The sequence below is a fragment of the Sorangium sp. So ce367 genome, from assembly GCF_051520455.1.
In the GTDB taxonomy this organism is placed as follows: domain Bacteria; phylum Myxococcota_A; class Polyangia; order Polyangiales; family Polyangiaceae; genus Sorangium; species Sorangium cellulosum_B.
The window spans coordinates 1,974,521-1,988,513 of sequence record NZ_CP150334.1 but is presented as its reverse complement, the minus strand read 5'-3'; the positions used below and the strand labels follow the sequence as shown (position 1 = coordinate 1,988,513).

Annotated in this window: 13 protein-coding genes; 7 read left to right on the top strand and 6 right to left on the bottom strand. The window is 71.2% G+C overall.

Annotation, left to right across the window (positions count from 1 at the left end):
* The first annotated feature begins 178 nt into the window (after positions 1 to 178).
* The 6 genes from WME97_RS07685 to WME97_RS07660 all read left to right on the top strand — a co-directional run bounded on the left by WME97_RS07685 (position 179) and on the right by WME97_RS07660 (position 5,085).
* Positions 179 to 469 carry a hypothetical protein gene (locus WME97_RS07685; RefSeq protein ID WP_437550722.1) on the top strand — a complete coding sequence of 97 codons (291 nt, stop codon included), beginning with the start codon at positions 179 to 181 and terminating at the stop codon, positions 467 to 469.
* Between the two features lie 16 nt (positions 470 to 485).
* Complete coding sequence (locus tag WME97_RS07680) at positions 486 to 1,367, top strand: galactose mutarotase (protein ID WP_437550721.1); 882 nt, start codon at positions 486 to 488, stop codon at positions 1,365 to 1,367.
* Positions 1,368 to 1,514: 147 nt separating this feature from the next.
* Positions 1,515 to 2,681: a polysaccharide lyase gene (locus WME97_RS07675; protein ID WP_437550719.1), complete on the top strand. Its 1,167-nt coding sequence runs from the start codon at positions 1,515 to 1,517 to the stop codon at positions 2,679 to 2,681.
* 157 nt (positions 2,682 to 2,838) lie between these two features.
* A complete protein-coding gene (locus WME97_RS07670; protein ID WP_437550717.1) occupies positions 2,839 to 3,204 on the top strand; it encodes a DUF2089 domain-containing protein in 366 nt (121 codons plus the stop codon).
* On the top strand, positions 3,201 to 3,854 hold the full coding sequence (locus WME97_RS07665) for a YIP1 family protein (protein WP_437550716.1): 654 nt from the start codon (positions 3,201 to 3,203) through the stop codon (positions 3,852 to 3,854). The genes WME97_RS07670 and WME97_RS07665 overlap by 4 nt, the downstream gene beginning before the upstream one ends.
* A gap of 127 nt (positions 3,855 to 3,981) precedes the next feature.
* Complete coding sequence (locus tag WME97_RS07660) at positions 3,982 to 5,085, top strand: alpha/beta hydrolase (RefSeq protein ID WP_437550714.1); 1,104 nt, start codon at positions 3,982 to 3,984, stop codon at positions 5,083 to 5,085.
* Positions 5,086 to 5,289: 204 nt separating this feature from the next.
* On the opposite strand, the gene WME97_RS07655 is transcribed toward WME97_RS07660, so the two are convergent.
* Genes WME97_RS07655 through WME97_RS07645 form a run of 3 tightly spaced genes read right to left on the bottom strand, consistent with a single transcriptional unit; the run spans position 5,290 to position 7,322 of the window.
* Positions 5,290 to 5,757: a hypothetical protein gene (locus WME97_RS07655; RefSeq protein ID WP_437550712.1), complete on the bottom strand. Its 468-nt coding sequence runs from the start codon at positions 5,755 to 5,757 to the stop codon at positions 5,290 to 5,292.
* Between the two features lie 7 nt (positions 5,758 to 5,764).
* Entirely contained in the window at positions 5,765 to 6,565 is an 801-nt protein-coding gene (locus WME97_RS07650) for a hypothetical protein (RefSeq protein ID WP_437550710.1), read from the bottom strand.
* A 10-nt stretch (positions 6,566 to 6,575) separates the two neighbouring features.
* Entirely contained in the window at positions 6,576 to 7,322 is a 747-nt protein-coding gene (locus tag WME97_RS07645; RefSeq protein WP_437550708.1) for a hypothetical protein, read from the bottom strand.
* Positions 7,323 to 7,834: 512 nt separating this feature from the next.
* On the opposite strand from WME97_RS07645, the gene WME97_RS07640 reads away from it, so the two are divergent.
* Complete coding sequence (locus tag WME97_RS07640; RefSeq protein WP_012234081.1) at positions 7,835 to 8,362, top strand: hypothetical protein; 528 nt, start codon at positions 7,835 to 7,837, stop codon at positions 8,360 to 8,362.
* A 72-nt stretch (positions 8,363 to 8,434) separates the two neighbouring features.
* Here the strand turns inward: WME97_RS07640 and WME97_RS07635 are convergent, their stop codons facing one another.
* From WME97_RS07635 to WME97_RS07625, 3 genes are all read right to left on the bottom strand, one after another.
* Entirely contained in the window at positions 8,435 to 9,445 is a 1,011-nt protein-coding gene (locus WME97_RS07635; protein ID WP_437550706.1) for a P1 family peptidase, read from the bottom strand.
* Between the two features lie 133 nt (positions 9,446 to 9,578).
* Entirely contained in the window at positions 9,579 to 12,140 is a 2,562-nt protein-coding gene (locus WME97_RS07630) for a M1 family metallopeptidase (RefSeq protein ID WP_437550704.1), read from the bottom strand.
* Between the two features lie 155 nt (positions 12,141 to 12,295).
* Positions 12,296 to 13,981, bottom strand: a complete 1,686-nt coding sequence (locus WME97_RS07625; protein WP_437550702.1) for a mechanosensitive ion channel family protein — start codon at positions 13,979 to 13,981, stop codon at positions 12,296 to 12,298.
* Positions 13,982 to 13,993 lie beyond the last annotated feature (12 nt).

The following is a 13,993-nucleotide window of genomic DNA, read 5'->3' as shown; positions in this document are numbered from 1 at the left end:
CTCGGCGCGATCTTACCAGGTTCCCGGTAGGCCGCAGGCCGCGAGCGTTGTCTCGAGCCCACAAAGCTTGCAGAATCGCGGCGGAGGAGACGTCCGTGCCCGTCCACGAGGAGCCCCCCGTTCGCGCGCGCCCGCGGTCATCGACGCGCTCGTCTCCGCCGCCGGAGGGCGCGGCCCCATGTCCGGCGGCCTGATCTTCCACGACGGCGGCGGCGGGGCCGTCGCGCGCTGCACGCGCTGCGGCGCCGAGGCGGCGGGGCCGTGCGCGCGCTGCGGCGCGCCCGTGTGCGGCGACTGCTGCGTGCTCACCGAGGGCGGCGCGCGCGTCTGGGCGATCTGCCTCGCGTGCGAGGATCGCGGCGGCCGCTCCCTCCGCCGCGGCTGGGCGACCGTCCTCGGGTGGATCGCGCTGCCCATCGCGGCGCTCGCGCTGGTCGTCGGGCTGCTCGCGTGGCTGCAAAGCAACTGAAGAGACCGGAGGAGTCATGTTCAGCGTGAAGGAAGTCGAAGGCGCGATTCCCACCATCGAGCTCGCCGACAGCGACGCCGCGAGCCGCGCGGTGCTGGCCCCGGCCCGCGGCGGCATCCTGACCGAGCTGACCGTCGGCGGCCGCGCGCTGCTCTACCTCGATCGCGGCACGTTCGACGATCGCACCGCCAACGTGCGCGGCGGAAACCCGGTGCTCTTCCCCTCGCCCGGCAAGCTCGCCGGCGACGCCTGGTCCGCCGCCGGCGCGGCGGGCCAGATGCGCCAGCACGGCTTCGCCCGCACCCTGCCGTGGTCGCTCGACGACCATGGCACCCTCGAGTCGGGCGGCGCGTACGCGCGCCTCGTCCTCCGGTCGAGCGAGGCGACGCGCGCGCAGTACCCCTGGGATTTCCGCGCCGAGTTCACGTACACGCTGCGCGGCAGGGCGCTCCGCATCGATCTGCGCATCACCAACGAGACCGGCGACGGCGCGCCGCCGATGCCGTTCGGCGCCGGGTTTCACCCCTACTTCGCCGTCTCCCAGGCGGACAAGGCCCGCGCCTCGATCGAGACGCGGGCGACGCGCGCGTTCGACAACACAACGAAGCGGGAAGCGCCGTTCTCCGGCTTCGACCTGACCCGGCCCGAGGTCGACCTCCACCTGCTCGACCACGGCTCCACCGAGAGCGCGCTCTCGATCGAGGGCGCCGCGGGGGTGCGCATCGCCGTCCGCGGCTCGCCCGAGTTCACCCACTGGGTCGTGTGGACCTTGGAGGGCAAGGACTTCGTCTGCCTCGAGCCCTGGACCTGCCCCGGCGACGCCCTCAACACCGGAGAGCGCCTCATCCACCTCCGGTCGCGCGAGACTCGGGCGCTCTGGATCGAGCTCTCCGCCTGAAGCGATGACGGCCGCGCGCGCGACGCGCTGGAGGGCGCGCGCGACGCGCTGGAGGACGCGCTGGAGAGACCGAGGAGCCGCGCCGCGTCGGCGGCGACGCGCGGCTTCTCGGTTGACTGCCGGCCGGAAAACGCGTCGAATCCCGCCATGACTTCTACCGATCTCCTTACCGCACATCGATCCCTGCTCGCCCCCTCCCGAGCGCTCCTCGCGCGGCGACCTGGCCGCGCGCTCTCCACCCTGGCCGCGGCCGCGCTGGCGACGACGCTCACCGCGGGCGCCTCCGCGGCGCCGGTCTGGACCGGAGACTTCGAGACGGGCAATCTGAACCAGTGGAACACGACCCTGAACGGCGAGCACATCTCCGTGGTGACGTCGCCTGTCCTCCAGGGCACGAGGGCCGGGAAGGTCCAGCTCACCAACGACGCGAGGTGGTCGAACGGCATCAAGCGCGTCGAGCTGAACCACAAGCCGGCCGCCGGGCGCACGGCCGAGGGCGCCCAGACCTACTTCGCCTGGAGCTTCTATCTCCCCGAGGCGCTCGCGGCCGACCCGCCGACGCAGATCGGATACTGGGAGTCCGAAAATAGCTATAACCAGATGATGTCGTTCGAGGTCGTCGGACAGCGCATCAGCTTCGCCACCCGCAAGCCCGACAACAAGGTGCACTGGGAGGCGAACGGCGCGGTGACGCCCGGCGTGTGGCACCGCATCGCCCTGCACATCCGCTGGTCGACGAACCCGAACCAGGGCTCCGTCGACGTGTGGTTCGACGGCAAGCAGGTCGTCACCGGCGGGAAGGCGCAGACGCTCGCCGACAACAACGCGCACTTCACGCAGATCGGCCTGCTGCGCAACCCGTCCGAGTTCACGGACAGCCCCGTCATCGTCCTCGATGACGCCGTGGAGGGGGACACCCTCGAGGACGTCCGCCCCGCGCTGCCCTCCTCCGGGGAAGGCGGCGCCGGTGGCGCGGGCGGCTCCGGCGGTGAAGGCGGCGCCGGCGGCGCGGACGGCTCCGGCGGGAGCGGGGGCACCGGGACCGCCGGCGGCGACGCCACAGGCGGCAGCGACGGCGCGGGCGGCGACGTGGCGCCCGGCCCCAGCGCCTCGAGCTCCTCCTCCGCCGCTTCCGGCGCCGGCTCCACCGGCGCGGGGACCGGCGGCACGGACGAGGTGGAGGCGGCCGAGGGCGACGACGGCGGCTGCAGCTGCCGCGCCGCCGGCTCGCCCGCGGCCCCCGCGCCCATGGCCCTCGCCGGCCTCGGCCTCATCGCGGCACTCGCGTCCGCGCGGCGTCGCGAGCGGCGCTGAGCCGTCGCGAGCGGCGCGAGCCGCAGCGCCCCGGGCGGGCCGAAGCCGCGCCGAACGCATGACGAGGGCGGCTCTTAAACAAAATTGATTTTCGGATCAATTTTCATCATCTCGACATTGACAATATTGACCTCGGTGAGGATAATCCACTCATCCCGTGGCAAGATTTGTCGTCCGATGCCCTAGCTGTGATGGGGAGCTGCGCGCGACGCGGCTCGGCTGCCAGAGCTGCGGAACCCACCTGGACGGTCAGTTCGAGATCCCCGCGCTGCTCCAGCTGTCGCCGGACGATCTCGCCTTCGTGACCGCGTTCGTGCGCTCTTCAGGCAGCCTGAAGGCGATGGCTCAGGTCCTTCAGATCAGCTATCCGACGGTGCGAAATCGCCTCGACGAGATCATTGGCCGGCTCGACGCGCTGGAGCAGGGCGTCGCGCGGCGCCGGCACGAGATCCTGGATGCGCTCGAGAAGGGGAGGCTCTCCGCGAAGGAGGCCGAGGAGGCTCTGCGCAAGGTGGGATTATGATGATGACCACGCCCGACGAGAGAGTGCGCGCGCTCGTGCGCGACAACGTCATCAAGCCCGCGGAAGGCGAGCGGCTGCTCGCCACGATGTCGCCGCGGCCTCCCCTGTGCGGATGGCGGCTCGCGCTGGATCCATTCGAGCGCTTCGGCGGGGGGCTCGCCGCCGCGGCGGGGCTCGCCGTCGCCGCGCTGAGCGTCGCCGTCACGAGGCTCGGCGTTCGCTTCGACGGCTTCCTCGACCTGCACGCGGCGCCTGCCGTCATCCCGTACCGGACGGCGCTCCTCGAGCAGGTCGTCGCGTGGCCTTTGCCCGCCCTGCTCTTCTGGACGTATGCGCGGCTCCTGCGGCGCCGTGTGCGGCTCATCGACTTTCTCGGTGTGATCGGGCTGTCGCGCGCGCCGCTCGCGCTCGCCGCCGTCGCGCTCGGCCTGCTCGCCCCGCGGCTGCCGGCGGGCGCGCCCGCGTTCACCATCGAGCTGGCCGTCATCGCCGTCCTCGGGACGGTGTGTCTCGTGTGGTCCTTGACGCTCCTCGTTCGGGGCTTCAGGAACGCCTCTGGCCTGCGGGGCGCGCCTCTGATCGCGGGGTTCATCGGCCTCGTGCTCCTGTCGGAGATCCTCTCGAAGGTCGCGCTCGCGCACCTCGGCTGAGCCATCGATCTCCCCGGCGCGCCGCCCCGCTCGCGCGGCGCGCGCTGCGGTGCTCGCGCGACCGCGAGGGCGCACCGGTGCGCCCCGGGCGGCCCTGCACCTCTCTCTCATCCTCGGAGGGCTCGTCATGTCATTGCGATCGGTTCTCGTGGTCCCGGCGCGCCGCGCCGCGCTCGCCGTCTCGTGCGCCGCCGCGCTCGCGTTGTCGCCCCTCTGCGCGGGCTGCGGCGCCGGAGAGCGCGCGTCGTCCGCTGGCGGGAGCGGCGCGCTCCCTGACGACACGGACGTGCCTGACACGGAGACGCCGACAACGCCGGACGCGCCGGGGTGTCCGGCGGCGGTCAGCGCCAGGACCACGGTCGAGAACGCGCGAGGCACGCTGGTTGGCACGCTGGTGGTGCCGGCCGGGTGCGGGCCGTTCCCTGCGGTCGTGATCATCCCCGGCTCGGGGCCGACCGACCGGGACGGCAATCAGTTCGCCGCGGGCATCGAGCCGGACACGTACAGGCTCCTCGCGGAAGGGCTCCGGGACAGGGGCATCGCGTCGGTTCGCTACGACAAGGCCGGCATCGGCGCGAGCGTCTCCGCGGCCCCCCGGACGGAGCAGGAGCTGCTCTTCGAGATGGGCGCCGACGACGCCGGCCTGTGGGTGAAGAAGCTCCGGGCGGACGGGCGCTTCGCGACGATCACGGTGGTGGGGCACAGCGAGGGCTCGCTGCTCGGTATGCTGGTCGCCCGGGAGACCGAGATCGACGGGTTCGTCTCGATCGCCGGCGCGGGCCGGCCCATCGGCGATGTCCTGCGCGATCAGCTCGAAGGCCTCCCGGACGAGGATCGCGAGAGGGCAAACGCGATCCTCGACCAGCTCGAGGCCGGGGAGCTCGTCACGGACATCCCGCAAAGTCAGGTGTTCGTGAGCCTGTTTCGGCCGAGCGTGCAGCCGTTCGTCATCTCCTGGATGAAGCACGACCCCGCGGTGGAGCTCGCGGCCGTGACGGCGCCGATCCTCCTCCTGCAAGGGACCACCGATCTCCAGACCAAGGTCGAGGACGCGGAGCGGCTCGCCGGCGCGCGGCCGGACGCGACGCTCGTCATCGTCGAGGGAATGAGCCACACGCTCAAGGAGGCGACGCTGTCGAACGCGTCGCAGACCGAGGCGTACACCGATCCGAGCCTGCCTGTCGTGCCGCGCGTGTTCGAGGCGATCGAGGCGCTGATCCGGGAGGAGTGACGCAGGCCCGGCACGCTGTAGCTCCGCGTGCCGGCAATCCTGCCTGGGATCCGGAGAGAGAGTTCAACGCAAAGACGCAAAGTCGCAAAGTCGCAAAAGAGAAATATTTCGTTCGTTTTTGCGCCTTTGCGCCCTTGGCGTCTTTGCGTCAAATCTCACTTCGCTCGCGGGACAGATCCCCGGCAGGACGCCTGGTGGGTGGAGCTAGGGGACCGGCGCCGCTGCGGCGATGATCGCCTTGACCTCCCGCAGCATCTCGGTCGTCTCGGCGCGCTGCGCCCCCTCGGCGAAATACGCCGAAAGCTTCTCCGAGCCCGCCCGGATCGCGTCGCTCTCCTCACGCACCACGACGCGGAAGATCGGCCGCTCGGCGGTGCCCGCGAGGTCGACGCTGCCGTCGGCGGGCAGCGCGTCGCTCCGGTAGATCGCGAGCCGCTCGTCCCGGAACAGCCCTCGAAGACCCGAGATCTGCTCGGCGCTGAGCTCTCCGCGGAGCGCCGTCGTCCCCTTGTGCCCCTCGAACGTGCCGCTCAGCTCGATCCAGACGACGGTCTCCTCGCCTGCGCCGCGGTTCACCTCGAGCTGCGCCCAGGGCGCCGGCGGGATGTCCGAGCCGGGGTGCCCCGCGCACCCCGCGAGGCACAGCGCGCCCCACAGGAGGCTGCCGAGCACAAGCCGCCTAACACGTGATGATCTTGCTGCCATTGCTCGTGATGTTGAAGCAGGGGTTGACGTCGAACATCGTGTTCAGGATCCGGTTCGCCTCGTCCCTCGCGAAGGCCTTCATCGTCGACGAGCTGTGCTGCGCGTCGGCCTCGAAAGCGTACCACCACAGCCACAGGACCTGGTAGCCGGCCGCGCCCCGCCCGCTGGGCGACCCGATCCCGGAGCACCCATCCAGGTACTTCTCGTCGCACGACTCGCTCTTCGCAGGGCACTTGTTGCTGCCGTCGTTGCCGCTGTGGCCGCACCAGTCCGCGTGGCGCGCCTCGTGGATCAGCGTCCCGGCGCGCTCCACGACGTTCTCGTTGTAGAAGAACGGGATGTAGAGCTCCGTATAGTCGTCGAACCCGCCCCAGGTCGTGTACGCCCGCTTCGACCCGTCCCCGCACCGCGCGTCGAGCTCGTCGAACTCACGAATGGTGTAGTTGCCGCCCCAGCGCAGGATGTTGCCGTTGAAGTCGTTCGTCTTGAGCGCCTCGTTCGGCGACGCATAGTTGAGCAGCTGGATCGCCTGGAACGTGCGCGCCAGCGGCCGCCTCCGGTCGCACGCGGCCTCCCAGCCGAAGCCGTTGTCCCAGTCCCCCTTGTCGAAGTCGTACGCATCCCAGTAGAAGTCGATCCACGGCTGCGTGCACCAGAAGCTCGTCATGACCCCGGGATCGGTCCCCCGCACGGTGTCGCAGGTGTCGGCGCGGGCCTCGGAGGCGACGCCGAGGAGCAAACAAGACGCAAGAACGGCGCTGATCGTGCTTTTCATGTTCGATCCCTCAACGAGTGATGACAGGCGTGTCGGTCCGAGGAGCCACCTTGAATACCCGCGATCCGGGCTTCTCCGGCTGCGCCGGTCGACCGTTGTTCGGGTTGTAATCCTTGACGTCGGCGACGTCCTCCGCGAGCGCCTTGCGCGCGTCGATCAGCTGGATCCCACCGACGTCGATCCCGAGGGCGTAGAGGCTCGCCGCCGCCGGGTTGCGCAGGAGATCGCCCGCGGAGTAGATGGCCTTCAGCTCCTCCGCGGCGCCGAGCGCCTCGAGCCCGGCGATCGCGCGCAGGCGAACGCGGTATTCATCCGCGAAGAGCTGCTCGTCGGCCTCGGGGTCGGGGAGCTTCGTCGTGGCGATCTCGTTCAGCGGCTTGATGCCGTCGCGCGAGCCGAGCAGGCCAAGGAGGTGAGCCGCCCGCCAGCGCATCTCGCCAGGCCTCGCCGATTCGGCCTTGTCCGGCGGGAACGACACCGACCACGCCTTGTAGACCTCGGCGACCACGGGGACGGCCGCCGGGCCGATGGCCACGAGCTCCCGGAGCGCCCGCGTGAACTCCTCCTCGTTCCCGAACTCGCCCATCAGCGAGAGCTGCCTGTTCACCATCGCCAGGATGCACTCCTTGCTGCACTCGATGGCCTGCGACTCGACAGCCGTTTCCTCCGGCGCGTCCTTCTCGGCGGGCACGGCGCAGCCCGCGGCCGCGCCGATGAGAATGAAGATCATCGTTGTTTTGATGGAGACCGACGACATGGTTCACCTCGGGTTCGGTTCGTGTCGGGGCGCCCTCGCCCCCTCGACGGCGCGCGCGGCCTCCGCGCCTCCGCGCCGGCAGGCCTGCGCGCTCGTCTCACGCGAGCGCGATATCGATGCTGGGCAGGCGCTCTTCCCATCCCTCGACGTCATGGTGGGAATCGCCTGACCGACCGTGCGACCGACGGCTCAATGCGATTGCAATCGTCAGGCCACGCGCTGAAGGCGCGGCTGGGCGGCCCAGCGCGGCGCCGCCGGAGGCCACACGCTGGGCGGCATACCCCCGAGTTCGCAGCGCTTGTGTGTGGAGCGAGCGCCGGCTTCGCGTGATCCCGGGTGCCTGCAGGAAGGGTCCGGGCCCCGCTCGGATGTCATGCCCTGGAGGCCGCGGCCTCCAGGTGTGGAGGCTGTCCCCTCCAGCGCGACGCGCCAGGGCCCATAAGGGCGCCGCCCCGGCGCGGCCCCGCCATTTCGGTCCTCCCGCCGCCGAGGCGTGGTAGAAGGCGACGACCATGAGCAGGCTCTCCGAACGTGCGTTTGCCGAGATGGTCGAGGCGGGGTGTCCCGCGTGCGGGGGACAGAAGCTCAACCTGCGCTCGTATGTCGACGGGCTCGTGCCGCTCATGGAGGGCGAGCCCGTCGGGCCGGTCAAGTGGGTCTACAAGGGCGAGATGTTCGTCGACGGGCTGTACGAGATCACGTGCGGCGCGTGCCAGCACCTCGTGTTCACCGACGACCGCTGCCCGAGGTGCCACGCCGAAGGCGGCCTCGCGCGCGGGCTCACGACGACCAACGCGTACGCGGTGCCGGAGCGGTGCTCGCGGTGCGAGCACATCGAGGTGCGTTATATCGCGTTCGTGCCCATGCGCGTGAAATACGAGGGAAAGCGCGCGGACAGGGCACAGACGAGCGTCGAGCTGCACGACCCCGGCTTCCACGGCTATCGCGTCGACTGCAAGGACTGCGGCAAGATCGCCGAGCGCGCGGACGCGTGCCCGATCTGCGAGAGCCCGGCGCCGATCCGGGCGCGCTTCAGCTGATCGTCAGGCGTGGCTCGCGATGAAGCTCGCGGTCGCCTCGGGTGATGAGAGGATCGCCCACGGCGACAGGCGTCATCCCAGGTCCCCCGCCGCCGGCAGGTACGCAGCGCCGAGCGTCACGCCCTGCGCCGCGCGGATGGCGCGCACCACGGCCAGCGTGCAGACCTCGGCCGCCATGACGCACAGAGTCATCATGCCGAGCGTCGCGCCGGATGCACCCGTGCCCAGCGCGAAGAGGGCATCTCCGTCGGAGAGCGTGTGCAGCGGGTTGATCGCGCGCGCCAGGCCGTCGTGCCCCACGGTGGCGAGGCGGCAGGCCTGGCTCTTGGTGAGCACGGCGTCGGTGGCGATCACGCCGATGGTCGTGTTGCTGCCCGCGAGCATGGGCCTGGGCATGTCGCCCCGCAGCAGCGCGCGCCGCGTGTCCAGCAGGCGCGTGCCGCGCTCCGTGCGCGCGCCGGCGAGCACCTGGCCCGTCTCCGGATCGACGACGTCGCCCAGCGCGTTGCAGGCGACGATGGCGCCCACGGTCACGCCGCCGACGGTGACGGAGGCGCCGCCGATGCCGCCCTTCATCGCGCGGTGGAAGCCGAAGATCTTGCCGACCACGGCGCCGGCCCCGGCCCCCACGTTGCCTTCGGCGGGCGGCGTGTTCGACGCGGCCTCGCAGGCGGCGTAGCCAGCGGCGGCGTCGGGGCGGATACGCTGGTCGCCCAGCGCCAGGTCGAACAGCACGGCGCCGGGCACGATGGGCACCCGGGCGGGGCCGACGGTCATGCCCACGCCGCGCTCGTCCAGCCAGCGCATCACGCCGCCGGCCGCGTCCAGGCCCCAGGCGCTGCCGCCGGCCAGCAAGACGCCGTGCACGCGCTCGACCACGTTGGACGGCGAGAGCACGTCGGTCTCGCGCGTGCCCGGCGCGGCGCCGCGCACGTCCGCGCCGGCGACGGCGCCCTCGCGCGTGAGCACCACGGTGCAGCCCGTGGGGCGACGGCTGTCGGTGAAATGGCCGACCTCGATGCCGGCGACGTCGGTGATCGCGCCGGGGCGCGGGGAGGCGGACGCGGGAGCGCCGGGAGGCATGCGCTCATTGTCCATGGCCCCGAGGAGCCGCGCCATGTGGCCACGGCCATCGCGGGACGCACGGCCGCGCGGCGCCGGCGGGCCCCGGCGCCTGCAGGTGACGTGTCGGATGGGTCGAGGCGCGGCGTCGTCCTCAGCAGCTGGACGGGTCCGCGAGCATCGCGGCGGCCTCGGCGGAGAGCTCCACGCCGTCGAGGCCCCCGACAAACTCGCTCCACGCCGCGGCGTCGCCCTGGGTCAGCTCGCGGGCGACGCACACCGCAAAACCGTCGAGCGGCGTCGTCGACGCCGCGCGCAGCTGCTGGCTCAGGGCGGCCAGGGCCTCCGCGTTCTCCGTCGCGGTGGGCGCCTTCGTGCGACTCAGCCCGTCGAGCGCCTGGAACAGGGGATCAACCACCTCCGTGGACGCGACGACCTCGGCGAAGAAGGCGCGGAGGGCCGGGACGTGCTCCGGCCGAGCGCGATCGATGTCGAGGCGGATCCTCGTCATGGCGAGCGAGCGCGCGCGCAGCGAGCTGGACTGCCGGGCGACGTTCCCCCACGCCGATACCACCGTCTCGAGCGGCAGCTCGAAGTTGTACAGGAACAGCAGCTGCGCGTCGGAGAGGTCGCCGGCCGGTGGCCCCGCCGCGAGCGCCGACCACTCGTCCGCGTAGAGCGCCAGCGCGTCGACGACCTCGCCGCACGCCCCGTACTCCAGCCACGGCGTGAACTCGATCCAGCGCGCGAAGGGCGGCCCCGCGAGCAGCGGCGCGAGCGCGCTCGACCACGCCGCGCGCAGCGCTGGATCCAGCGCCGGATCCGCGGCCCTGGCGCACGCCGCCGCGACCGCCGTGCCCTTGGCGTCCTCGGCGTCGAGACCGTCGAGGAAGGCCGCGAACGCGCCCGGGGCCAGGGTCTCCGGCAAGCCGACATGGAGCGCGGCCGTCTGGTGGACGCCGCCGGCCTCGAGGAAGTTCGCGACCTGCGAGGGGCTCGTGGGAAGGCGAAACGAGGAGAAGCGCGCCGCGTGGCCCTCCGGATCCAGGTCGGAGTCGACAAGGTAGAACCAGGGGATGTGGCGGTCGAGCGGATCGAAGATCAGCAGCTCGCCCTCCCGCTGCGGGGCGACGTCCACGGCCTGATCGAGCTCGAGCACCTGCGAGCGCGTCGCGCCGTCGTCCGCGATCCAGAGGAGCTCGAGCGGCGCGACGAGCGCGCCGTCCGGATCGCGCAGCGTCACGAGCATGCCGCCGGTGGGCGACCGCCCGACATGGAGGTACGGGAGCGCGCTGGCCCGGAGCGCCCGCCGCGCGCGGGCGGTCGCGTCGGGGCCGAGGTGCCGCGCGAAGGCGCCGAGGAACTCGTCCGTGCCGATGGCGCCGAAGCGGTGGTCGTTGAGGACGTCGCGCAGCGTGCCCCAGAAAGGCTCCTCCCCGATGAGGCTCCGGATCTGGGTGAGCAGCCACGCGGCGCGGCCGTAAGGTCCGCTCGTGTACTTCTCGTCGGGACCGCGGTCCGGATCCACGATGAGGGAGTCCACGACGGCCGCGAAGGAGTCGCCGTTCAGCGTCCCCTCGCCGCTCTCATCCAGGTAGAGGCGCGCGCCCTCCTCTGCGAGCAACGTCGCCATGCCCTCCTTGATCCACAGATCGTCCCAGGTCTTGACGGTCACGAGATCTCCAAACCACTGGTGGCCGAGCTCGTGGATCGTGAGCCTCAGGTCGCCGGAGCTGGTCGGAGCGGTGCTCCGGGACTCCCCCTGGAAGGTGATGCCGAGGTTCTCGAGGCCGCCGCCGTACTCCGGTACGAGCACCAGCGCGTACTTCTCGAAGGGATACGGCACGAGCAGCTCCTCGAAGAGGCCGATCGAGCGGACCACCTCGTCGAGCAGACGGTCGTAATCGCCCGGGACGCCGCGCCGGTGCCAGACGGAGACGGGGAGGCTCCCCTTCATCGTGCCCTCGACCTCGAAGTCGCCGATCGCGAAGGCCATGAGGTAGATGGGCACCGTGTAGTCCGTCGCGTACTTCATGCGGCGGCCGGACGCGCCCTGCTCGTCGGAGACGAGCGTGCCGTTCGCGATCATCGTCTCCTGTGCGCCCATCCCGAGGTCGATGGAGAAGACGGCGCGGTCCTCGGGCGTGTTGTGGCACGGCATCCAGAGCGCGGCGTCGAGCGGCTCCGAGAGCGTGTAGACAGCGCGCGACGCGGCAGGGTCCCCCCGGCGGGCGGGGATCGCGTGGAGCGCGCCGCTCTCGGCGGCCTCGTAGTCGATCTCCAGCGTGATCGCCTGGTCCGCCGCCATGCCAGGCACGCGCGAGACGTCGACGCGGAGCGCCCGGAGCTCGGCGTCTACGGCAAAAGGCAGGTCCGCGCCCCCGGCCAGCCGGACCGCCTTGACCTCGGCGACCGCGCTGTCGAGGCGCAGCGAGCGCAGGCCGTCGTCGCCTGGCAGGAGCGTCATCGCGACCGTCGCGACAAGCCGCCCTCGGCTCCAGTCGAACTCTCCCGTCACCTCGTAGCGCTGGACGTCGATCGGCGCGCCTGGCGGCGGCTCGGGCTCGGACGGAAGCTCGGGCGAAAGCTCCGTGTCGTCGGGCGGCGATTGCCCTGGAGCGGTGGGATCGGCGCCCGAGCACGCGGCCACGGACGACGCCAGGAAGGCGGCAACGAGCCACGTTCCCGGGCGGACAAGAGATCTGGCAAGGTCCATTCGAGCTCCTCGATGGACGAAGGGACGCCCTCGACCTCCGTTGATTGGCTCCTGTTCCCGCCGATTTCGTGCTCCTCGCACGGCGGGAGCAGATCGAGGGCGCGGCGCACCCCGCGCTGTCGGGGCCTGAGCACGGCCGCGAGACGAACCGCTCGTCAGTCGTCGTTCGTGGGCGAGAAAGGCATGACGGGCGCGGATTCCTCGATCTCTCGCCTGGGCGGGTTCTTGACGGAGAGCTGGCTGTCGATGAGGACGGCTCGACGCGGGCGCGGCGCGCTGACCTGAGCTTTGCAAAGCTCCTCGACGACGCGGCCGCGCAGCGCATCGTTCACTTCCTTGTTCTTGCCGGGTGGCACGCGCGCGCTGATCCGCAGGACGATCGATCCCTCGTTGAGCTCCTCCACGCCGACGTCCACCTGCCCCGGAGCGCCCGTCTGCAGCTCGACCTCCTTTTCGGCGACCCTCGCGAGGAGCTCACGCACCCGCTGCACGTCCTCCTCGTAAGGCACGTGCACGTCGACCACCGCGTTCACGTAGGATCGCGAATGGTTCGCGACCTTGCGCACCTCGCCATTCGGGATCGAATGGAGCACGCCGATGTCGTCGCGGATCTTCGTGATACGAACGCCGATCTCCTCCACGCGCCCCTGGATGCCGCCGATCTCCACGAGATCCCCGACGAGGAGCAGGTTCTCGAAGAGGATGAAGAAGCCGGCCACGATGTCTCCCACGAACGTCTGCGCGCCGAAGCCGATGGCCACGCCGATGACGCCGGCGCCGGCAAGCAGCGGCGTGGGATCGATGGAAGCCTCGCGCAGACCCATCACGAGAGCCGAGAAGTAAATCGCGTACCGCACGAAGCCCATGGCCACAGGGACCAGGGTCTTTCGTTGCTGGAGCGTCTGGGGGTTCTCCTCAGCCACCTTCCCGAGGAAAAGGTCGTTGATGAGGAGCACGCAGATCTCGACGAGGACCCTGCTCGCATAAACGATCGCGATGATCCGGAGCCCGACCCGCCCCGCCTGCGAGAGCCACGTGTCGGGCGTGAGCGCGTCGGCGACCCACGTCGCCGCCGTGATGTACACGCAATAATCGACGACGCGCTTCGTGATCCCGAGCAGGTGCGACAGGTTCCCGAGGTACCTGAGCGGGCTCTCGAGGCGGGCGAGCCTCGTGGAGTTGTCGAAGAGGACGTCGAGGAGGAGGTATCCGATCCCCGTCGCGAGGCGGCTCACGTAAAACGCGCCCAGCGTGTAGCTGGCGAGCAATACGGCGCGCTGGGTCCCCGGCGCGAGCGCGAGCTTCTCGGCGAGGAGGACCGCGCCGGCGCCGAGGACAACCACGCGGAGCGCCTTGCGCAGGCGGTTCGTGACCTCTGCGACCGGCACGCGCCGCTTCTCCAGCCAGTCCGAGCGCGCGACCGCCTTTCCCAGCGCGTCGGCGAGCCCCCGGGCGAGGGCGTCGACGAAGAGCGCGCCGACGGCGATCCCGAGCGCGGTGAGCAACCGCATCCTGGCGATCGCGGGATCATCTCCGGCGAGCCCGACGAGCGCGCTCTTCACCACGTCGAGGGCGCGAATTCCGCGAACCATGGCGAACGCCGCGCCGCCCATGAGCACGACCCCGACGAGCGCGACCCAGACGAGCGCGCGGCGACGGACGCGACGCCGGAACGACTTACGCTCGTCGGCCGTGACGTGCTCCAGCGTCGGCGAGCGCAAGACGAAGGCGTAGCCCCGATGGATCAGCCTGACCACGAGCTCCGAGAGGAGCAGGAGCACCACGATCGCGATGCACAGCGCGACGAGGTTGTGGAGGAGCAGGTCGAGATGCAGCGTCATCGAGGCCGCCGA